This is a genomic window from Streptomyces sp. HUAS MG56, from assembly GCF_058673395.1.
Genome location: NZ_CM178722.1, coordinates 9,666,019 through 9,687,067, shown reverse-complemented (window position 1 = coordinate 9,687,067; position 21,049 = coordinate 9,666,019). Strand labels below are relative to the sequence as shown.

Genomic DNA, 21,049 nt, shown 5'->3' with positions numbered 1-21,049 from the left:
GGCTCCCGTCGATGAGCGACTCCACCGCCGCCGGACGCCCGCTGAGCGGGCGCGAACTGGTGCGCCCGTGGCCCCGGCCCGCGGCGCACACGGTCCTGTACTGCTTCCCGCACGCCGGCGGCGCCGCCTCGGCCTACCGGGACTGGCCGGATGCCCTGCCCGACTGGATGGAGGTGGTGGCCGTACAGCTCCCCGGGCGTGAGCACCGCGTCGCCGAGTCCCCGTGCGTCGATCCGGCCCGGGTGGCGGCGGCCGTCCGCGCCGATGCCGTCCGGCACGCACGGCCGTACGCCGTGTTCGGGCACAGCATGGGCGCCCTGCTCGGCTTCGAGGTCGCGCGCCTGCTGTACGCCGACGACGGGCTGCGCGCTCCCGCGCTGCTGGCCGTCTCGGGGCTGGACCACCCCGCGACGGAGCGGATCCGTCCGGCGCTGTCCCGGCTGCCCGAGCCCGAACTCGTCGACTGGATCGCGGGGTTGGGCGGGTCGCCCGCCCAGGCCCTGGCCCACCCGCAGCTGCTGGAGCTGCTGCTGCCCGCGCTGCGGGCCGATCTCCGGTGGCTGGAGGACCACACGTACCGGCCGGGGCCCCGGCTGCCGTGCCCGGTCTCGGCGTTCGCGGGCGAGCGGGACGACCGGGTCACGCTGCCGGGCCTTGAGGCCTGGGCCCGGGAGACGACCGAGACGGCGACCGTACGGTGCTACCCCGGCGGCCACTTCTGCACCGTCGAGCAACTGCCCGCCCTCGCCCACGACCTGGCCGGCGATCTCGCCGAGGCACTGGACACGGCGGAGGCGGTCCGGTGAGCGCAGGTCCGCAGCGCTGGCTGGTGGAGTGGCAGGCGCCCGCGTCGGCGCCGCTGCTGCTGGTGTGTCTGCCGCACGCGGGCTCCGGTGCCGTCCAGTTCCGTGCCTGGCAGGAGTTCGCCGGCCCCGGGATCGGCGTGGTCGCCGTACAGCTGCCCGGGCGGGAGAACCGGTGGCGCGAGGAGCCGGCGACGCGCGCCGAGGACGTCGTCGAGGCGCTCGTTCCCGCACTGGCCGCGCGGCTGGACCGCCCTTACGTGGTGTTCGGGCACAGCATGGGCGCCCTGCTCGGGTACGAGGTGGCCCGTGCCCTCGGCAGCCGGTCCGGGCAGTGGCCGCTCGCCGTCGTCGCGTCCGCGTGCCGGGCGCCGGACGACCAGGGGGAGCCGACCGGGGCCGCCGGTCGCAGCGACCGCGACCTGGTGGCCGAGCTGGCCGCGGACGGTGCCGTCCCCGAGCACGTCGTGGCCAACGACAAGCTGGTCTCCCTCCTCGGCCGCCCGCTGCGCGCCGACCTCACGCTGTGCGATCGCTATCTGCCGCCGGCCGCGCACCGGCGGCTGCCGTGTCCCGTCCACGCCTGGCGCGGCAGCGCGGACCTCGGCGTCACCGACGGGCACGCCCGGCGCTGGCGCGCCTGGTCCGCCGTACCGGGCGGGCTGCGCCGGTTCGACGGCGGACACCTGTACCACCTCGGCCGTCCGGCCGAGGTGGTGGACGCCCTGCGCCGGCTCGGGGCGGACGCCCTGACGGCCGCGCCGGAGCCAGTGAAGGAGACCGCCGAGCACTGACCCTGGCAACCGCCGGCCGACGCGGCCGTCCCGTCCCCTCGTCCCCGATCCCCGCGCTCGCCGAGACTCGTCAGAAGGAATCGTGTTGCCGAGGAACAACCCACTGTCAGACGTCGGAGAGCCCGATCTCCGGTCGCCCAGGAAATATCTGCTCTGGCTGCTGCGCCGGCAGGCCGGCACGGCGTCCCTCGGCGTGTTCTGGGGCACCCTGTGGATGGCCAGCATGGGGCTCACCCCGCTGGCCATCGGACGGGCGATCGACGCCATCGCCCGCAAGGACACCGGCGGACTCGTCGGGTGGACCGGCGTCATCGTCGGGCTCGCCCTCGTGACCACCGCCGGCAGCCTGCTGCGGCACCGGTGCGACACCATCGGCCGCCTCAAGGCCAACTACCTGACGATCCGTCTCGTCGCCCGGCAGGCGGTCCGGCTGGGCGTCCGGCTGCGCGACCGCGTGGCCGAGGGCGACGTCGTGACCATCGGTACGGCCGACATCTCCCGGCTCGGGGCGCTGCCCGGCGCGGTCGCCCGCGGCACCGGCAGCGCGATCACCGTCGTCGTCGTGGCCGTCGTCCTGCTGTCCACCTCCCTGTCCCTGGGACTGCTGGTGCTCATCGGCGTCCCGGTCCTGCTCGCCGGCACCGGTCCGCTGCTCAGCCCGCTGCACAAACGGGTCGGCCGCTACCGCGACCTGGAGGGCGAACTCACCGGCCGGGCCTCGGACATCGTGGCCGGGCTGCGGGTGCTGCGCGGCATCGGCGGCGAGAAGGCCTTCGGGGAGCGCTACCGCAAGGACTCCCAGCGGCTGCGGCACGCCGGTGTGGAGGTCGCCAAGGTGGAGTCGGTGCTCCCGGCCGCCGAGGTGCTGCTGCCCGGTGTGTTCGTGGTCGCCGTGGTCTGGGTCGGCGCGCGGCTCGCCGTCGGCGGGCACATCTCCGCGGGTGACCTCGTGTCGGCCTACGGCTACGCGGCGTTCCTGATGCTGCCGATGCGCACCGCGACCTCGGCCGTGCAGGTGCTCGTCGCCGCCGACGTGGCCGCCCAGCGTGTCGTACGCGTGCTCGCCGAGGCACCCGACGCCACCACCGGCACCCGGCCGGCCGAACTGCCGGACGCGCCCGACCTGGTCGATGCCGAGACCGGTCTGACGGTGCGGCATGGTCGGCTCACCGCCGTCGTGTCCGCGTCCCCCGAGGAGAGCGCCGGCATTGCGGCGCGGCTCGGGCGGTACCGCGCGGGCGAGGTGTCCCTCGGTGAAGTGCCGCTGTCCGCACTGCCCGTGGAACAGGTGCGCCGGCACGTCCTGGTCGCCGAGGACGGCGACACCCTCTTCTCCGGAGTGCTGCGCGACGAACTCGCCTGCGGGCGTACCGAGGAGGAGCTGCGGGCCGCGCTGCACAGCGCCAACGCGCAGGACATCGTCGAAGCGCTGCCCGACGGGCTGGACAGTGTGGTGGCCGAGCAGGGCGCCACCTTCTCGGGCGGTCAGCGGCAGCGGCTGCGGCTGGCCCGCGCGCTCGTCGCGGATCCGCCGGTGCTCGTCCTGGTCGAGCCGACCAGCGCGGTGGACGCGCTCACCGAGGCGGCCGTCGCCGAGCGGCTGCAGCGGGCGAGGCAGGGGCGGACCACCGTGGTGATGAGCACCAGCCCGCTGCTGCTGGACCGTGCCGACGAGGTCGCGTTCGTCGTCGACGGCAAGGTGATCGCCACCGGCACGCATCGCGAACTCGCCACCCGGACGCCCCAGTACGCCGCCACCGTCCTGCGGGACGGGACATGACCGACCGCGTTCTCGCCCGATCGATCGCCGCTGTGCGAAGGAGTGCCCCGTGAGTCTCCCGGTCGCCGACGCGCCGGAGGTGCGCCGTCAGGTCCGAAGCCTGGTCAGAGGCCATTTCGGCCTCCTCGGCCGCACCGTCCTCTGGTTCGTGCTCGCCACCGCGTGCGGGCTGGTCGTGCCCGCGCTGCTCGGCCATCTGGTCGAGGACGTGGAGAAGGGCATCTCCACCACCCGGGTGGACGTCATCGTCGTGGTGATCGCCGGACTGCTGCTGGTCCAGGGCGTGTTCACCCGCACCGCCCGGCTGCTGGGCGCCCGGCTCGGCGAGCAGGTGCTGGCCGACATCCGCGAGGGCTTCGTACGCCGGGTGCTGGCGCTGCCGCTGTCCGCCGTGGAGAAGGCCGGCACCGGTGATCTGCTCACGCGCAGCACCCGGGACGTGGACGCCCTGTCCAACGCCGTACGGATGGGCGCCCCGGCCATTCTCGTGGCGAGCCTGTCGGTGCTGCTCACGTTCGTGGCGCTGCTGGTGACCAGCCCGCTGATGGCGCTGCCGTGTCTGGTGGCGGTCCCCGTGATCTGGGGGTCGACGCGCTGGTACCTCAGGCGTGCGCGCTCCGCCTACCTTGCGGAGGCGGCCAGTTACTCGGATCTGACGCAGGGGCTCGCCGAGACGGTGACGGGTGCCCGTACGGTCGAGGCGCTGGGCCTCGGCGAGCGGCGGCTGTCCCGGACCGACGAGGACGTGCGGCGCTCCAACGCGGCCGAGCGGGGCACCCTCTTCCTGCGCAGCGTGTGGTTCCCCCTGATGGACTTCGGCTACATCCTGCCGGTGGCCTCGACGCTGCTGTTCGGCGGCCTGTTCTACGTGCACGGATGGGTGAGCCTCGGGGAGGTCACGGCGGCGGCGCTGTACACCCGCGCGGTGATCGACCCGCTGGACGAACTGCTGGGCTGGCTGGACGAGTTGCAGGTCGGTGACGCCTCGCTGGCCCGGCTCGTCGGCGTCGGCGCGGCCGTCCCGGAGGCCGTGGGCGGCGGGCGGCGTCCCGAGGACCACCGGCTGGCGGCGGACGGGGTCAGCTACGCCTACCGGGCGGGCCACGACGTCGTCCGCGACGTCACCCTGCGGGTGCGGGCCGGGGAGCGGGTGGCCGTCGTCGGGCCGTCCGGAGCGGGCAAGTCGACGCTCGGCCGGATCCTCGCCGGTGTCCACGCCCCGCACGACGGCTCGGTCACCGTCGGGGACGTACCGGTGGGTGAGCTGCCCCTGGAGGAGCTGCGCCGACATGTCGCGCTGGTCACGCAGGAGCACCATGTGTTCCTCGGGACGGTGCGCGACAACGTGACGCTGGCGGACCCCGAGGCGGCGGAGGAGCGGGTGTGGGGCGCGCTGGACGCGGTCGACGCCGGGGACTGGGTGCGCGAGCTGCCCGACGGGCTCGCCACCGAGCTGGGCTCCGGCGGCCACGAGGTCTCCCCCGGCCAGGCACAGCAGCTGGCCCTCGCCCGGCTGGTGCTCGCCGATCCGCACACCCTGGTGCTCGACGAGGCCACCTCGCTGCTCGACCCGCGGGCGGCCCGGCACCTGGAGCGTTCGCTGGCGGCCGTGCTGCGCGGCCGTACCGTCATCGCCATCGCCCACCGGCTGCACACCGCGCACGACGCCGACACAGTGCTCGTCATGGAGGACGGGCGGATCACCGAGCGCGGCAGCCATGACGACCTGGTCACCGCAGGCGGCTCCTATGCCGCGCTGTGGGACTCCTGGCACGGTCCGGCCGCCGATGCCCCGGCCGGCTGAGCACGGCCCGGCCGGGGCGCACCACCCTCCGGAAGCGGGACACGAACCATCGGGAGAGTGACGTGAAACCGGACCCCACCCTGGTAGTCGATGCCGCGGCCGTCGCGACGATCGTCGGCGAGATCGGCATCGGCCCGTTGTACGACCTGGCGATCGAGCGGCTGACCGAGGTGCTCACCTCGGCCGGCCCCGCTCCCGCCGCTCCTCCGGCGCCTTCTCCTCCTGCTTCCGCCGAGATGAAGGCGCGCGACGGCTTCCTGCTCACCGCACCCCGGCTGGGTCTGCTGGAATGGATGCCGGCCGTCCGGCACGGGGCGACGGTCTCCATGAAGCTGGTGGGCTACCACCCGCACAACCCGGTCAAGAACCAACTGCCCACTATTCTCTCGACGTTGCTCGCCTTCGACGTCGACTCCGGTCATCTGCGCGCGATCGTGGACGGCACGTTCGCCACGGCCGTCCGCACCGGGGCGGCCTCCGCCCTGGCGACGCGCACGCTGGCCCGGCCCGGCGGCTCGGTGCTCGGCCTCGTCGGCTGCGGCGCCCAGGCGGTGACCCAACTGCACGCGCTCGCCCGGGTGTTACCGCTGACCGAGGTGCTGGTGTGTGACAGCGACATCCGTGCGGAGACCACCTTCGCGGCGCGGGCCCGGGTGCCCGAGGGGCTGGTCCGGGTCGCCGAGCGGGCGGAGGTGGAGGAGCGCGCCGACGTCCTGTGCACGGCGACCTCCGTCGCCCCCGCGCAGGGGCCGGTGATCCAGGGCACCGCCCTGCGCCCCTGGGCGCACATCAACGCCGTCGGCTCGGACATGCCCGGCAAGACGGAGCTGCCCGTGGACCTGCTGCGGCACGCCGTCGTCGTCCCCGACCACCGCGAGCAGGCCGTGGCCGAGGGCGAGTGCCAGCAGCTGCGTCCGGACGAGATCGGCCCCTGCCTGCCCGAACTGCTGAACGATCCCGGCAGGCAGCGAGAGCTGCGTGGCCTTCGGACCGTCTACGACTCGACCGGGCTGGCCCTCCAGGACCTCGTGATGGTCGAACTGCTGGAGGAACTGGCCCTCGACGTGGGCGCCGGAGAACGGCTCGTGATCGAGGCGACCGCCCACGACCCACAGGACCCCTACGGGTTCCTGCCCGAATCGGTCACGCGGGCGTGCTGGCCCGCGGAGGAGGTGTGACCCCCATGTCACAGCACACCGACCCGCCGGCTCCCCCCGACGGCTGCGCCCCGCCGGGACATCACCGGGGACCGGTCGTGGACATCGGCGCGCGGACCGCCCTGGACCTGGTGGACCGGGAGACCGCGGCCCGCCCCGACGCCTTCGCGGTCCGCGAGCAGGGCCGCCGGCCCGTGTCGTACGCGGAGCTGGACCGGCTCGCGAGCACCGTGACCGACCGTCTCCTCGGGGAGTTCGGCGTCGGCCCCGGGGACACGGTGCTGATCGCCGCGCGCGCCGGAGTGGACTTCACGGCGGCGGTGCTCGGGACCCTGCGGGCCGGGGCGGCCTACCTGCCGGTGGACATGACCTATCCGCGCGAGCGCATCGAGCAGATCTTCCGCTCCAGCAGCGCTCGGCTGATGGTGCTGGACGACGGCGTGCGCGGCCCCGCCGTCCCGGGCACGGACACGCCGACGACGACGCTCACCCGGCTCCTCGTGGAGTACGCCGATCCGCCGCCGCCCCGGCCGCGGATCGCCCCCGAGGACGCGTCCTACGTCATCTTCACGTCCGGCTCGACGGGCGCGCCGAAGGGCATCGTGCAGACGCACCGGACCCTGGCCAACCTGGCCGCCTGGCAGACGGGGGGCTCCGGGCTCGGCCGGGAGCGCCGGGTGCTCCAGTGCGCGCCGCTCACCTTCGACGTGTCGGTCCAGGAGATCTTCTACACGCTCGCCTCGGGCGGCTGCCTGTACGTGCCGCGGCCCGAAGTGCGGCGCGATCCGCGGGACCTGATGGACTACATCATCGGTGAGGCCGTCGAGGTCGTGGACTTTCCGCAGTCCCTGATCGACATCCTCATGTCCCTGCCCGTCACGCTCGAAGACGCCCCGGCCCTGCGGCACGTCATCAGCGCCGGCGAGACCGTACGGGTCACACCGGAGCTGTCCGGGCTGCTCACCCGGCGCCCCGAGATCACCCTGCACAACCACTACGGGCCGGCCGAGAACCACATGGTGACCAGCCACTCGGTGAGCGCGTCGAGGGGGAATCTGGAACCGCGCCCACCGGTCGGGGCCCTGGTGTGGAACACCTACATCCGCATCCTGGACGAGGAGTTGGCACCGGTGCCCGACGGCGAGGTGGGCGAGGTGTACATCGGCGGGGTCGGTGTGGCGCGCGGCTACACCGACCCCGAGCTCACCCGGACGGTGTTCGTGGCCGACCCCTTCGTCCCCGGGGCGCGGCTGTACCGCACGCGCGACCGGGGGGTGTGGCGCACCGCCGACGGCACGCTCCAGCTGCTGGGGCGGATCGACGACCTGATCAAGGTCCGGGGCAACGCGGTGGAGCCCCGGGAGCCCGAGACCCGGCTCGCGGCCCTGCCCGGGGTGAAGGACGCGGCGGTGTTCGGGGTGGCGCGGGCGGACGGCGGAACGGAGCTGCACGCGGCGCTCACCGGGGATCCGCCGCCGGCCCAGGAGCTGCGCCGTTCCCTGCTCGCCGTGCTGCCGGACTACATGGTGCCGGTGCGCTGGTGGGTGACCGACGAGCTGCCGTACTCGGCCAACGGGAAGCTGGACCGCCGGGCCCTGCCGGGCCCGGGAGCCAGACAGCTGGCCGTGGTCCCTCACCAGTCGAACGCCTCGCGGTAGCCCCGCTTCTCGATGCAGTACGTCCGGAACGCCCGTGCCTTGTCGACCATGACTTCGTCCCCGGTGCGCCGGGCGGCCTCCAGGAACCAGTCGAAGGCGGCGGTGACCGGCGCGCGCCGCTCGAAGTGGAGCGCGGCGAACCGGCGGAAGGAGGTGCGCAGGGTGTCCCGGGTCAGCTCCGGTCCGGAGCCGATGAGTTCCTCGATGTCGGCCTCGGTCGCCTCGGGGAGATCGATCAGCCGGACGGGTTGCGTCGCGGGGAGGTCGCCGCGGATCTCGACGGGTTCCTCGGCGTCCGCGAAGTCGAGGCAGAGGGAGAGCCGGGCGGGTCCGGAAGCGCTGCGAGCCGAATGAGGATGTGTGGTGTGAATTTTCCAGACCTCACCAAGACGGAGGTGGTAGACGAGATTCCCCTCGGAATGCAGGGATTCCTCACTGGTGCGCAGCGGAACCTGCAGCCTGGTGCCCGGTTCGGCGAATTCGAGAAAGTCGACGTGCGGGGCGAGAATTCCGTCATCGAGGCTGAAGATCCGGACCCACTGGAGCCGGTCCAGCGGGAAGTGCTCGGTGACGAGAGACATGACGCCGGGCAGTCGCCGGCCCAGCTCGGTGAGGCTCAGGCGGTCGCCGTGGGGCCGGAACGCGGTGTCGGAATCGGCACCGGAGCCGTTGGCCAGCACATGAGCCGACCAGGAGCCGAAGGTGAAGGCGTCGTACTCGCCGCCGGGGTCGTGCCGGTCCACGAGCGCCAGCTCGGATTCCAGGCCGTGGGAATCGATGGGCAATACCGCAAGTCGCTGCGACTTGAGCATGGAGAATTCCCTTCATTGCCGGGCGCGTTGAGACAGTGGAAATCCACTGACTTCCGTTCGCCACCATAACGCTACCTAGACAGGCAATCTGTCAATCCCCGAAAACCCGCCGACCTATCGAGGGGAACCATGACCGATCCGATCCAGGAACTGTGCCGGCTGTTCGCCCGGGCGCTGGAGTTGGAGTACGTGACCGAGGACACGGACTTCTACCTGGCCGGTGGGCACAGTCTGTCCGCGCTGGCGCTCGCCGTGTCCGTCGAGGAGGCGGTGGGGGTTCCGGTGCGGGTGCGCGACATCCTCGAATGCGCCACGCCGAAGCTGCTGGCCGCGCGTCTCGCCGAGGCACGCGCCACCGCGGCCGGCGCCCGTCCCGCGCCGTCGTCGCACCCCGGCCCCGTGCCGGAGTCGGTCCGCTGGCTGTGGCTGGCGCGCCAGGGCGAGCACGGAGGGACGGGCGCGTACACGGTGCCGTGTCTGCTGCGCGGCGAGGGGGAGGTGGACACCGACCGACTGGCCGCGGCCGTCGCCACGCTGCCCGAGCGCCATCCGGCGCTGCGCACGGTGTTCGTGGAGCGGCAGGGCAGCCCCGAGGCAGTGGTCACCGACCGGGCGGCCCCGCTGGACGTGGTCGATCTGCGCGGCGAACCCCTCGCCGACGGCTCGTTCGAGGCGCTGGTCCACTCACGTGTCGAGGTCCCCTTCGACCTGGCGGAAGGCCCGCTCTTCCGCGCGACGCTCTTCCTGCTCCCGGAGGGCGCCTGGAGGCTGCTGCTGACGGTGGATCACCTGGTGTGCGACGGGCGGTCGTTGCGGACCTTGGCCGCCGAACTCGTCGCGGTGTACGGCCGGTTGTCCGTCCCGGCTCCCCGGTCCGCTCCCGGACCGGGGCGAGCCACGCGTTCGCGGGAGGAGTCGCTGGCGTACTGGCGTGAGCTGCTGACTCCGGCGCCGGTGCCGCTGCTGCTGCCCGTGGACCGGCATCGGCGGGGGCGGGCGGGCGCGGTGACGGACACCGTCGTCCTGGACATCGAGGGGCGCCTGGTGGAGCGGCTCCCCACGCTGGCCGCGGCCGCGCATGCCGGCACCTTCGCGCCGCTCGCGGCGGCCGTGGCCAGTGCGCTGGGCGAGCTGACCGGCAGCACCGACGTCTGCCTCGGCACCCCGGTGGACCGCAGGTCCCTGATCGGCCGGGACGGCGCCGTCGGCTTCCACGTCGCGACGGTCCCGCTGCGGCTGGATCTGTCCGGCCGCGCCGACCCGGCCGCACTCCTGCGCCATGTGGCGGCACGCACGGCGGACGCGCTCGACCACAGCGAGGTCGCCTTCGACGAACTGGTGGCGACCCTCGACCCGCCCCGGGCACAGGGGCGCGGTCCGTTCTTCGACGTGTGGGTGGCGCTGTACCCGCACATCGACACCGGCCCCGCCGCACCGGGCGGCATCGCACTGCACGGCGGCCCCTTCCTGCTCCGGCAGGGCATGTTCGAGCTGTCGTTCCAGTTCGTCGAGCACGCGCGGGGGCTACGGCTGTGCCTCCAGTACGACACCGCGCGCTACGACCGTGACACGGCCGAGCAGATCGCCGCCCTCGCCCTCGCCGAACTCGGCCGCATCGCCGGGGAACCCGGGGCACCGCAGCCGCCTTCGGAGCCCGCGCCGGCCCTCGCCTTCCAGGGCTTCCGTTTCGACACGTGACCGTCGCCCCCGCCCCCGCCCTTGCCCCTCCCCGCGACAGGAGACGCACATGACCACGATCCCGGACACCCTCCCGCTGACCGAACTCCGGCTGACGCCCGACGAGGCCGCCGAGACGGCCCGGCTGACCGGGAACCTCGCCCGGGACCACCCCGCGGCGGACGGCGAACGCCTGCTGGAGGAACTGCCGTTGCTGGCCTCCCGGCTGCCCGAGCGGGTCCGCCGGTTCCTGCGTGCCTTCCAGCTGGACCGGGCGGGCGGGTACTGCGCGATCAGCGGTCATCTGGTGGACGACGAGCGGATCGGTCCCACTCCGGCGCACTGGCGCGGCAAGCGGGTCCATCCCGAACTGCCGGAGGAGATCCTGCTGTTGCTCTACGCCGCTCTGCTCGGCGAGCCCTTCGGCTGGGCCACCCAGCAGGACGGGCATCTGGTCAACGACGTGTTCCCGGTCAAGGAGTACGAGACCCTGCTCCTCGGCACCGGCAGCCGGACCGCGCTGACCCTGCACACGGAGGACGCCTTTCATCCGTACCGCGCGGACTACATCGTCCTGGCCTCGCTGCGCAATCCGGACGGCGTGCCCGTGACGGTGGCGGATGCCGACTTCACCACGCTGCCGGCGGACGTGCTGGACGTGCTATTCGAGAGCCGGTTCCGGATCATCTCCGACGACTCCCACCTGCCGCACAACAACACCGTCAGCACACCGGAGGACCGGCGGATCTTCGCCGGCATCACGCGCCTGATCGCCGGACTCGGCCTGGTACCCGTGCTGTTCGGCTCCCGGACGGATCCGCTGCTGTGCTTCGACGCCACCCACATGTCACCGCCCGAGGACGATCCGCAGGCGGTACGCGCCTTCGCCGCCGCCCACGAGCTGCTCACCCGCGCCGCACGCCCGTGTGCGCTGGAGCCGGGCACGTTCGTGTTCCTCAACAACCACCGGGTGGTGCACGGCCGCGAGGCCTTCACGGCGCGCTACGACGGCACCGACCGCTGGCTCAAGCGCGTGAACATCACCCACGACCTGCGCAAGTCACGGAGTCTGCGGCGGTCCGTGGGGACCCGGCTGATCGGCTGAGGCGGATCCGGCCATGACGGCTGCGCGCCGAGGCAGGTCTCCCGGGTTGTCGGGCCGGGTGCCCGGTGCACCCGGCCCGGGGTCACGACCGGGCGGACGCGCGGCAGACCCCGGCCACCGTGGGCTCGGCGAAGAAGTCGTCCAGCTCCACCCGCAGTCCGGCCCGGTTCTCCAGCTCGACCAGGAGCAGCGCGGCGGCCAGGCTGTGGCCGCCCAGGTCGAAGAAGTCGTCCTCGGGAGCCACCGAGCCCACCCCCAGCACCTCGGCGAAGAGCTGAGCGACCTGGCCGGCGAGGCCGTCGGCGGACTCCTCGGCCCCCGGAAGGGAGGAATCATGGCGCTGTTCCGGTACGGCGGCCCGCAGCAGCTCCGCCGCGCGCTCGGCGAGGGCGGCCCGGTCCACCTTGCCGTTGCGGGTGAGCGGCAGGGCCTCCAGCCGGACGAGCCGGCCCGGCACCATGTGGTCGGGCAGCACCCGGCGCGCGCCGACGCGTACGGCGTCCGGGTCGGCGTCGCCGCACAGGAACCCGACCAGGGCGGGCGAGCCGTCGGCCCCGCCGGCGGCGACGGCGACGGCGGACGCGACGCCCGGCAGCGAGCAGAGCCCGGCCTCGACGTCGCCGAGTTCCACCCGGTGGCCGCGGATCTTGACCTGGCTGTCGGCCCGGCCCAGGAACTCCACACCGGCGGGCGTCCACCAGCCACGGTCCCCGGTGCGATAGCGCCTGCCGCCCGGCTGTCCCGGCGCCTCGGTGAACAGGCGCGCGGTCAGGGCGGGGTCGTTGACGTAGCCGTCGGCCAGCGCGGTCCCGGACAGGTGGATCTCGCCCGGGAAGCCCGGCGGCAGCGCACGGCCGCGTTGGTCGAGGACTTCGAGGACGGTCGTGTCGAGGGGCCTGCCCACGGGGAAGCCGTGCCGGGGGCGTTCGGTGCAGTCGTAGGCGGTGGAGCCGACCGAGTTCTCCGTCGGCCCGTACTCGTTGACCAGCCGTACGCCGGGCGACAGGCGGAAGTGACGGGCGATCAGTTCGGCCGGGCAGGCCTCACCGGCCACGGTGACCAGGCGCAGACATCCGGGTGCGGCGAGCGCGTCGAGCAGGGCCCGGTACAGGGAGGGCACCAGGGTGATGTGTGTGGCGCGGTGCCGCTGCGCCAGGGCCGCGACGCGCTGCGGCACCAGCCGGTCGGCCTCCGGCAGGAGCAGCAGCGTGCCGCCCGCGCCGAGGACGGAGAACAGGTCGGAGACGGAGCTGTCGAAGGAGAGCGAGGGCACCTGCACGAGCCGGGTGCCGCCGTCCAGTTCGTGGTAGCGCCGTTTCCAGGCCAGGTATCCCGCGACGGCGGAGTGCCGGATCGCGACGCCCTTGGGTGTTCCGGTGGAGCCGGAGGTGTAGATGACGTAGGCGAGATCCTGCGGGCCGGGCGGCGCGGGCAGGTCGTCGGGGTCCGCCGCGGGCTCGGGCGGCGCGGTGAGCGCGTCCGCCGCCAGGACGGGAACCGGGTGGCCGGCGCGCGGTCCGGTACCGTCGGTGACCAGGGCGGCGCAGCCGGCGTCGGCGAGGACGAAACGCAGTCGCTCGGGCGGCAGGGCGGGATCCAGGGGTACGTAGGCGGCCGCGGCGCGCAGGATGCCGAGGATCACGGCCACGGCCTCGGCGCTCTTGGCCACGGCGGTGGCCACCCGGTCGCCGGGCTTCACCCCGGCCGCGCCGAGGCCGCGGGCGACGGCGTCTGCGCGGGCGCCCAACTCGGCGTAGGTGAGCCGTCGTTCGCCGTCCACGACGGCGATCGCGTCCGGGGTCGCGCGGACCCGGTCGAGGACGGGCTCCAGCAGGGTGCCCGGCGGCAGCCGCGGGGCGTAGCCGGCGCGTTCCCAGCGGGCCACCTCTGCGTGGTCCTCGGGCGCGGCCAGGTCGATGTCCGCGCAGGTGGTGTCCGGTTCGGTGCAGGCGCCGAGCACGGTGACCAGGCAGCGCAGCACGACGGCGGCCCACCAGGGGTCCAGCCGTCCGGTGTCGCAGGAGGCGTGCAGGGTGCGGGTGCCGTCGGCTCCGTGACGCAGGCCGACCACGAGGGCGGTGTCGCGGGGCGACGGGCCGGGCAGGCGGTCGGAGCGGACCAGGAGGGCGAAGGGCAGCGCGGGGTCGGTGTCGGCCACGCCCGGCGCCTGCCGCAGCGCTCGGTCGACGTCGAGGATCAGCTCCCGCAGGGTCGCGTCCGTCGCGGTCCCGACCGGGCAGAGAAGGGCGCCACGGGGTCCGGCGACGGCGAGCACCGGTTCGGCCACGTCCTCGGCCGCGCGCAGGACCAGCGCCGCTGCGGCGGTCAGGACGACGAGTTCCTCCAACGGGCGTTCTCCGGCCACGCGTTGCAGGCCCTGCCGTGCTGCCGGGGTCAGTTCCTCGGAGAGTTCGGCGCGTCCCCGCGCCCCGGACTCGGCCAGTCTGGCCCGCAGCGGGGTCGGCGTCGCGGCCGTGGTGTTCCGGCGTACGTTTTCAGAGCTCATGACGGGTCCTCAAGGGGGTCGGAGCAAGGAATGTCCTGCCGGAAATCCAGGATTCACTTCCCTTCGAGAAGCGTTCCAAAACACTGGATTCCGCCACCGTGAAATCACGTTCAGCAAAGCTGTACGGAGCACTTCTGGATTCCATGGACGCGTGTCGTCCAGGTCATTTAATTCACTGCCCGAGAGTCTGACAGCAGGCTGCCTATTTTCCCGCATCACCACTCTGACCTGTGGCGATGATGCCACATGGGCGAAAGTCCCATTAGTGTCACCGATTGCAGGATAGCAGCGGAGGAGATCGCTATACAGCCCCCCGCTTCCCTACGGCACAGCAGCCTCAAAATCTCACCGTAAAACACTTGGCCGACGCCTCGCCACTATGGCACTCTCGACGGGGAAGGTCACGATCGTGAATGACGAAAGGACCGCACATCCATGACGCCCGAACCGGAGGAACTGACTCCACTCGGTTGGGACGAGGGCTTCGCCGAGAGCTGGACGACCGCCCTCGAAGACCTCGACCCCAGGTGGCGCGACCTGGCCCGCCCCGCCCGTGTGGTCCGGGTGGACCGCGGGGTGTGTACGGTCCTCGACGGCGCCGGGGAGCAGCGCGCCCGCGTCTCCCTGCCGCCCGCGCTCCGCCAGAGCGCCGAGGGCCAGCCGGCCGTCGGCGACTGGGCGGCCGTCGTCCCGCCCGAGACGGGGGACGAACTCGCCGGGCTGGTGGGCCTGTTGCCGCGCCGCTCCGCGTTCACCCGGCGGGCCGCCGGGCGGGAGACCGTGGAGCAGGTGGTCGCCTCGAACATCGACGTCGTCTTCATCGTCGTCCCCCTGACGGGCCGGCAGCGGCTGCGCACCATCGAGCGCTATCTCGCGGTGGCCTGGCAGAGCGGCGCCCAGCCGGTCATCGTCCTGACCAAGGCCGACCTGTGCCCGGACGTCGCCGAGGCCGTGCAGGAGGTCGAGTCCGTGGCCTTCGGGGTGCCGGTCGTCCCGCTGAGCGTCCGCCGCGAAGAGGGCGTCGAGGCGCTGTACGACCATCTGCAGCCGGGGCGTACGGTCTCCCTGGTCGGCGCCTCCGGCGTCGGCAAGTCCACACTGGTCAACCATCTGTACGGGCAGGACCGGCAGGCCACCCGGGAGATCCGCAGCGACGGCAAGGGCCGGCACACCACGACGCATCGGGAGCTGGTCCCGATGCCGGACGGCGCCCTGCTCATCGACACTCCCGGGATGCGCGCGCTGGGCGCCTGGGACATCGAGGAGGGCCTCCAGCAGGCCTTCGGCGATGTGGAACAGCTCGCCGGCGAGTGCCGTTTCGGCGACTGCCGGCATCAGGGCGAGCCGGGGTGCGCGGTCAACGCGGCCGTCGACGCGGGCGATCTCTCCGGGGATCGCGTCGCCAACTGGGAGAAGCTCCAACGCGAGCAGCAGCGACTGGAGTTGCAGCAGGACAGCCGGGCCCGCGCCGATGAGCACAAGCGCGTCCGTGCCCGTCAGCGCGCGCTGAACCGCCGTCCACACCGCTGAGGTCACCCCACCGCACCGGGTGCGCCCTACGGCCGGGGCGGGCGCGGTCCGGGCCCCCGGCACCGGGCCGGCCGCTCCGTCGCCGCGCCGTCGGACCGGCGCTCACCGGTCCGCTCCGGGACCCGGCGGCGTATCCCTGAAGCGTCCCTCCCCCACCAGCTCGGCATACCCCGTCCGGCGCCTCGGCCGAGGCGCCCCGTGGCAGAGGAGATCGTGGTGAGCGTTGCGGAAGGCCGAGCGCGGGTGGCCGTCGCGCTGGACGACGAGACCGGTGCGGCGCTGCGCGCGCTGTGCGCGGCGGCGGGTGCCGGGACGCCGACGGCAGCAGCGGCGCTGCTCCGGATCCTGCTGCACCGGCTGACCCGGAGCACGGTCACCCCCATCCGGGTCGAACTGCCCGGCGCGGGCGCGGTATTGAGCCCGCCGTTCGACCCGGACACCGGCTTTCGGGCCTGTCTTCGCGCGGAGCAGCGTGCCATGGAGGCGGCAGGTGTCGGTGCGTCGAGCCTCCGGAGCCACGCCGGTGTCACGCTGGTGGCGCCGGGGCACACCGTCGTCGCCGCCGAGAGCCCGGACCCGGCCGCCGTTCCGCTGACCGTGCGGAGCGACGCCTGCGACGCGAGCGGTGCCCGACGCACGGCGGCCCAACTCGCCCTCCTGGCGCGGGAGGCCTGCGCCGCGCCGGACACCCCGGTGGGCCGCCTGCCGGTCCTGCCGCCCCGCCAGCACGCCGGTCTGCTCACGCTCGGCACCGGACCACAACAGGCGCTGCCGCACCACCGCACGGTGCTCGACCTGTTCGCCGAGCAGGTGCGCCTGCGCCCCGACGCCGGCGCCGCTGTCTGCGGCGACCGTGCCTACACGTACGCCGAACTCGACGGCATGGCCGACCGGTTGGCCGCGCGGCTGGCCGCGACGGCGCCGACCGGGCCCGAACGGATCGTCGCCCTGGTGTGCGCCCGCACGGAGTGGATGCTGGTCTCCCTCCTGGCCGTCCTCAAGACCGGCTCGGCGTTCCTGCCGCTGGACCCGGAGCAGCCGGCCCGCAGGCTGCGTGCGCTGCTGGCCGACAGCGCGGCGGTGGCCGTCCTGACCGACGCCGCCCGGGCCGAGCTGCTGTCCGGCACGGACCGGCCGGTCGTGCCCCTCGGCCGGGACGTCCCCGTCGACCCGGCCCCGGTGCGGCTGCGGCCGGCGGGCCCGGTGGATCTGGCGTACGTCGTGTACACCTCGGGCTCCACCGGCTCCCCGAAGGGGGTCATGGTCGAGCACCTGGGCATCCTCAACACGGTTCTCCACCGCATCGGTCACTACGCTCTCGGCCCGGACTCCCGGCTCCTCCAGGTCGACCCGGTGCACGCCGACGCGGGCATCTCCGACGTGCTCTCCGCCCTCGGAGCCGGGGCGCAGCTGGTGGTGCTGGAGCGGGAGCAGCTGATCGATCCCGACGAGGTCGCGGCCGTGATCCGGCGGGAGGACGTGACCCATGTGCAGACCGTCCCCAGCCTCTACCAGCTGATCCTGGACTACGCCGGGGACCGGCTGCCCTCACTGCGCCAGGTCGTCCTCGGCGGCGAGCGGCTCACCGCGGCCCTCGCCGCCCGCCATCACCAACTCCTGCCGCACGCCGAGCTGTTCAACGAGTACGGCCCGTCCGAGGACAGCGTCGCCACCACGCTCGTCAAGATCGAACCGGGTGTCGAGGAGCCACCGGTGGGCCGGCTGTTCCCGAACAAGACGGTGGACCTCCTCGACGAGCACGGCGTGCTGGTGCCGTTCGGCGCTCCCGGGGAGATCTGTGTCGGCGGCGTCGGACTCGCCCGCGGCTACCTCGGCGACCGACGGCGCACCGAGGAACGCTTCACGGCGAACCCGGTGCGCGGCGGGGCACGCATGTACCGCACGGGCGATCTGGGGCGATGGTTGCCCGACGGCAGCCTGGTGTGCCTGGGCCGGATCGACGACCAGGTGCAGATCCGGGGCCACCGGGTGGAGCCCGGCGAGGTCACCGAGGTGCTGGCCAAGGCTCCCGGGGTGCGGAACGCGGCGGTGGTGGCGGTACCGGGCGGCGCGGACGGCGCGCTGCGGCTCGTCGCCTATGTCGTCGGCGCGTGCGAGCCCGCCCGGCTGCGGGCCCATCTCACCGAGCGGCTGCCCGCACACCTGGTGCCCGACGCCTATGTCCCGCTTCCGGCGCTCCCGGTGACCTCCATCGGCAAGCTGGACCGCGCCGCGCTGCCGGCCCCGCCCGCCCCGGGAGCACAGGCCGAGGAGGTGGCCGGGGGCGCACTGACCGGAGCCGAACTCCGGGTCGCCGAGGTGTGGTCGGCGGTGCTCGGCCGCAGCGTGCGACAGCCGGACGCCGACCTGTTCGCGCTGGGCGGCCACAGCCTGATCGCGGCCCGCATCGCCAAGGAACTCGGTGTGGCGGTCAGCACGGTCTTCGCCCGCCCGACGGTACGGCAGCTCGCCGCCGCGCTCCCCGAAGGCGCCCCGGTTCCGGCGGCGGCCCCCGCTCCGCCCCAGGGGGACGAGCAAGCCTTCCCGCTGTCCCGGGCCCAGCGCAGGGTCTGGCTGACCTCACGGCGCACCCACGCGGACCGCTTCATCATCGCGGACCTCGTCCGCACCGGCCGCACCCTCTCCCCCGGCACGCTGCGCACCGCGCTGGAGGCCGTCGTCGCCCGCCAGGAGTTGCTGCGGGCTCGGGTGCAGGCCTCGGGGGCGTCGGCCGAACTGACGGTGGCCGACCGGCTGCCCGACGGCGTACCCCTGCGTGTGACCCGGCTGCCGGGGGCCGATCCCGACGGTCCGGAGGTCCGGCAGGCGCTGCGAGCCGCCCGGGCCGTGACCTTCGACCTGGACCGGGCACCGCTGTTCGAGGTGTGCCTGATCACCGGCCCGGCCGGCGGTGACCTGCTGACGGTCAGCGCGCATCATCTGGTCTACGACGGTGCCAGTGTCACGGTCCTGCTGGACGATCTGTTCGCTGCGTACGACGCGGTCGAGCGGGACGGCCGTGCCGAACTGCCCGCGCTGGACTACCAGTACCGCGACTGGGCCGCCGAGGAACGGGCCTGGCTCGCCTCTCAGGAGGCGGCGCAGCAGGAGGCGTTCTGGCGGAAGCGACTGGAAGGGGTGCTGCCGGCCCCCGAGTTGGTCGACCCCGCGCGCCGGGAGCGACGCCGGGGCTCAGCGGGGCTGGTCCGTCGTACGCTGGCGGCCCACTCGCTGCACGGCGCCCCGGGAACGCCGTACGCCGTGGTGGTGACCGCGTTCACCGCGCTGCTGCATCGCACGACCTGGGCGACGGATCTGCTGCTGGGCTTCCCCGCGAGTCTGCGGCACACCACGGCGGCCGACGCGCTGGTCGGCTACTTCGCCAACGCGGTGCCGCTGCGCCTGGAGTTCGCCGCCGAGGACGAGCTGGGCGCGCTGCTGGCGCATGTGGGAGAGCGCGTCGTGGAGGCGTACGAGCACGCGCGGCTGCCCTTCGACGTCCTCGTGGAGCGCCTCGGCATTCCGGCGCAGCCGGGCCGGAGCGTCCTGCTCGATCTGGGCGTGAGCTGGGAGAACGCGACCGTCGGCGGTGCTGCCCGGCAGGTCGAGGACGTGCTGGCGGACACGCTGCCCGCCGACAGCGACCTGTGGCTGTACGCGAGCGTCCGCGGCGAGGTGCTGCACCTGGATCTCACCTACGACCGGAACCTGGTGACGCCGGACGAGGCGGCCGGCTTCGCCGACGATCTCGTGCGTCTGGTGTCCGCCGTGGTGGACGAACCGCACACCCCGGTGGGCGCGAGCCCCCGCGGCCGGGAGGAGGCGGAGGTATGGGACACCACGCGTTACGACTTCTGACTCCGCAGCGCTATCCGCGGGCCGCGGGGCGGCACGCCGGTGCGGGCCGCCACCGCGCCGGTGGCTCAGACCAGGGCCCGGCCGTGCGGTGCGTAGCGCCGTCCGCTGGCCCGGCGCAGGTCGGCCAGGACGTTGATGCGGCGCAGCCAGCGGTCGGTGCCGTCGTAGCGGGCGGCGAAGGGCCTGCGGCCGTGCACGGCACGCTTGTTGTCGACGATGAGCAGCTCGCCGGGGCCCACCACGACGTCGCGGAGGCCGGCGTCGATGGCGGCGATGGCCGCGTCCAGGGCCTCCAGCGCCTCGCTGTCGAGGGTGCGCGGCATGAAGGCCGGGTCGATCCGGATGTAGGGGGCCTCGCGGTCGCCGTGGAGGACCGCCGTGCGCCGGGGCTCGCTCTGCTGGTCCGCTATGTCGCGGAAGGCCTCGGCGACCCAGCTCTCCTCGTCCACTCCGGTGGTCCGGCTGTTGAACGCGGCGGTGTGCGACTCGTCGGGCCGGATGACGAACCGTTCCTCGAAGAGCAACCGGCGTACCCCGTCGTCCAGTTGGATGTCCTGGACCGTGGCGAAGGTGGTCGGCACCCGGTCGTGGTTGCGGATCCCCGCCAGCATGATCCAGTCGGCGCGCAGCGGGTGGAATGCGTCCTCGTTGTGCCACTCCAGCGGGGTGGTGGAGCTGGAGCCGAGCTGTTCCGCCTCGTGTCCCTTGATCGGGAACAGGTCGAGGACCAGGCGGCCGCGCTGCTGGGTCAGGAAGGAGACCGGATCGCCGAGGAACGTGCCGAACAGGAGCAGCAGGGCCGTGGCCCGCTCCGCCTCGGCACTGACCGGCTCGTGGACGTAGTCGGCGGGGGTCGGCCCGGCCAGCGCCTCGGACACGGGCAGGTTGGCGACGACGAGGCCGCCGTAGGGGCGTCCGGTGATCCGGAAACGCACGAGGTGGGACCGGATCCGCACGGGCATCTCGTGGGCGAGCAGGGTCAGTTGGTCGAGTCGCTGGTCGAGCGGCTGCTCGTGGTTGTCGTCCAGGGCCGCCTCCGCCAGGTCGCGCAGGGCGGTGCGCTCCGCATCGGTCAGTTCCAGGCAGGGCATGCCGTCGTCGGCCCGCTTCGGGAGTTCCGCGACGGGAAGGGCTCCGCTGAGGTTCATGAGGTGTGCTTTCCTTTTCTGTATTCAGGCAGTGTTCGGGACAGACGAACCCTCACGAGAGTTTTGGAACACACGGAGATCCGGGCCGGAGCAAACCTCTTCCGGCTTAAAATCCAGGAAAATTCGACCCGGTCGAGAATTGCCCGAACGGCGCTTCGGAAACGCGGTCGGGCGCCCCCGTGCCCCCATTTCATCCACCGGCCGCCGTCCCCACGTCGCCGGAATAGACTGGGCGGAAGCCTAGTCACACCACGGTGAATACCCCAGCGGCTCGCCATGTGAGCCGCATCACTCCCACTGTCTCCTCGCTCTCCGCCAAGGATATTCGGACCGGCGAGGGTCTCGACGCATTACGTCACCCCAGCGGGGCACCGGCCCGCTTTTCCTGACACGCGCCTTCTCCAGCCCTTTTCGAGC

13 protein-coding genes are annotated in these 21,049 nt (G+C 73.3%); 10 read left to right on the top strand and 3 right to left on the bottom strand.

Annotated elements, in window-relative coordinates; all coding sequences use genetic code 11:
- The first annotated feature begins 11 nt into the window (after nucleotides 1-11).
- The 6 genes from AC4OXY_RS44055 (at nucleotide 12) to AC4OXY_RS44030 (ending at nucleotide 7,996) form a co-directional block, all read left to right on the top strand.
- Complete coding sequence (locus tag AC4OXY_RS44055) at nucleotides 12-806, top strand: thioesterase II family protein (RefSeq protein ID WP_356035799.1); 795 nt, start codon at nucleotides 12-14, stop codon at nucleotides 804-806.
- Nucleotides 803-1,597, top strand: coding sequence for a thioesterase II family protein (locus AC4OXY_RS44050; RefSeq protein ID WP_402065597.1), 795 nt, complete (start codon nucleotides 803-805; stop codon nucleotides 1,595-1,597). The genes AC4OXY_RS44055 and AC4OXY_RS44050 overlap by 4 nt, the downstream gene beginning before the upstream one ends.
- 85 nt (nucleotides 1,598-1,682) lie before the next feature.
- Nucleotides 1,683-3,377, top strand: a complete 1,695-nt coding sequence (locus AC4OXY_RS44045) for an ABC transporter ATP-binding protein (RefSeq protein ID WP_491992536.1) — start codon at nucleotides 1,683-1,685, stop codon at nucleotides 3,375-3,377.
- 49 nt (nucleotides 3,378-3,426) lie between these two features.
- Nucleotides 3,427-5,181: an ABC transporter ATP-binding protein gene (locus tag AC4OXY_RS44040; RefSeq protein ID WP_491992535.1), complete on the top strand. Its 1,755-nt coding sequence runs from the start codon at nucleotides 3,427-3,429 to the stop codon at nucleotides 5,179-5,181.
- A 62-nt stretch (nucleotides 5,182-5,243) separates the two neighbouring features.
- Nucleotides 5,244-6,359: an ornithine cyclodeaminase family protein gene (locus AC4OXY_RS44035; RefSeq protein WP_356035789.1), complete on the top strand. Its 1,116-nt coding sequence runs from the start codon at nucleotides 5,244-5,246 to the stop codon at nucleotides 6,357-6,359.
- 5 nt (nucleotides 6,360-6,364) lie between these two features.
- The gene (locus AC4OXY_RS44030; protein ID WP_491992534.1) at nucleotides 6,365-7,996 is read left to right on the top strand and encodes an amino acid adenylation domain-containing protein; all 1,632 of its coding nucleotides are present in this window, start codon (nucleotides 6,365-6,367) and stop codon (nucleotides 7,994-7,996) included.
- Here the strand turns inward: AC4OXY_RS44030 and AC4OXY_RS44025 are convergent.
- Nucleotides 7,972-8,808: a putative nonproteinogenic amino acid hydroxylase gene (locus AC4OXY_RS44025; RefSeq protein ID WP_491992533.1), complete on the bottom strand. Its 837-nt coding sequence runs from the start codon at nucleotides 8,806-8,808 to the stop codon at nucleotides 7,972-7,974. The genes AC4OXY_RS44030 and AC4OXY_RS44025 overlap by 25 nt on opposite strands.
- Before the next feature lie 129 nt (nucleotides 8,809-8,937).
- On the opposite strand from AC4OXY_RS44025, the gene AC4OXY_RS44020 reads away from it, so the two are divergent.
- Both AC4OXY_RS44020 and gntD (AC4OXY_RS44015) read left to right on the top strand, forming a co-directional pair.
- Entirely contained in the window at nucleotides 8,938-10,506 is a 1,569-nt protein-coding gene (locus AC4OXY_RS44020; RefSeq protein ID WP_491992532.1) for a condensation domain-containing protein, read from the top strand.
- A gap of 49 nt (nucleotides 10,507-10,555) precedes the next feature.
- Complete coding sequence (gene gntD, locus AC4OXY_RS44015; RefSeq protein ID WP_491992531.1) at nucleotides 10,556-11,590, top strand: guanitoxin biosynthesis L-enduracididine beta-hydroxylase GntD; 1,035 nt, start codon at nucleotides 10,556-10,558, stop codon at nucleotides 11,588-11,590.
- An 82-nt stretch (nucleotides 11,591-11,672) separates the two neighbouring features.
- Here the strand turns inward: gntD (AC4OXY_RS44015) and AC4OXY_RS44010 are convergent, their stop codons facing one another.
- Nucleotides 11,673-14,096, bottom strand: coding sequence for a non-ribosomal peptide synthetase (locus tag AC4OXY_RS44010; RefSeq protein ID WP_491992530.1), 2,424 nt, complete (start codon nucleotides 14,094-14,096; stop codon nucleotides 11,673-11,675).
- A gap of 435 nt (nucleotides 14,097-14,531) precedes the next feature.
- On the opposite strand from AC4OXY_RS44010, the gene rsgA reads away from it, so the two are divergent.
- Both rsgA and AC4OXY_RS44000 read left to right on the top strand, forming a co-directional pair.
- The gene (rsgA, locus tag AC4OXY_RS44005) at nucleotides 14,532-15,626 is read left to right on the top strand and encodes a ribosome small subunit-dependent GTPase A (protein ID WP_376291783.1); all 1,095 of its coding nucleotides are present in this window, start codon (nucleotides 14,532-14,534) and stop codon (nucleotides 15,624-15,626) included.
- Nucleotides 15,627-15,842: 216 nt separating this feature from the next.
- Nucleotides 15,843-19,484 carry a non-ribosomal peptide synthetase gene (locus AC4OXY_RS44000; RefSeq protein ID WP_491992529.1) on the top strand — a complete coding sequence of 1,214 codons (3,642 nt, stop codon included), beginning with the start codon at nucleotides 15,843-15,845 and terminating at the stop codon, nucleotides 19,482-19,484.
- Between the two features lie 65 nt (nucleotides 19,485-19,549).
- Here AC4OXY_RS44000 and gntD (AC4OXY_RS43995) read toward each other — a convergent pair whose 3' ends face one another.
- Nucleotides 19,550-20,632, bottom strand: a complete 1,083-nt coding sequence (gntD, locus tag AC4OXY_RS43995) for a guanitoxin biosynthesis L-enduracididine beta-hydroxylase GntD (protein ID WP_491992528.1) — start codon at nucleotides 20,630-20,632, stop codon at nucleotides 19,550-19,552.
- Between the last annotated feature and the right edge of the window lie 417 nt (nucleotides 20,633-21,049).

Coding starts and splice junctions, on each gene's coding strand:
- AC4OXY_RS44010 (WP_491992530.1), bottom strand. CDS start 14,096: ATGAGCTCTGAAAACGTACGCCGGAACACCACGGCCGCGACGCCGACC.
- AC4OXY_RS44025 (WP_491992533.1), bottom strand. CDS start 8,808: ATGCTCAAGTCGCAGCGACTTGCGGTATTGCCCATCGATTCCCACGGC.
- gntD (WP_491992528.1), bottom strand. CDS start 20,632: ATGAACCTCAGCGGAGCCCTTCCCGTCGCGGAACTCCCGAAGCGGGCC.
- AC4OXY_RS44020 (WP_491992532.1), top strand. CDS start 8,938: ATGACCGATCCGATCCAGGAACTGTGCCGGCTGTTCGCCCGGGCGCTG.
- rsgA (WP_376291783.1), top strand. CDS start 14,532: ATGACGCCCGAACCGGAGGAACTGACTCCACTCGGTTGGGACGAGGGC.
- AC4OXY_RS44055 (WP_356035799.1), top strand. CDS start 12: ATGAGCGACTCCACCGCCGCCGGACGCCCGCTGAGCGGGCGCGAACTG.
- AC4OXY_RS44030 (WP_491992534.1), top strand. CDS start 6,365: ATGTCACAGCACACCGACCCGCCGGCTCCCCCCGACGGCTGCGCCCCG.
- gntD (WP_491992531.1), top strand. CDS start 10,556: ATGACCACGATCCCGGACACCCTCCCGCTGACCGAACTCCGGCTGACG.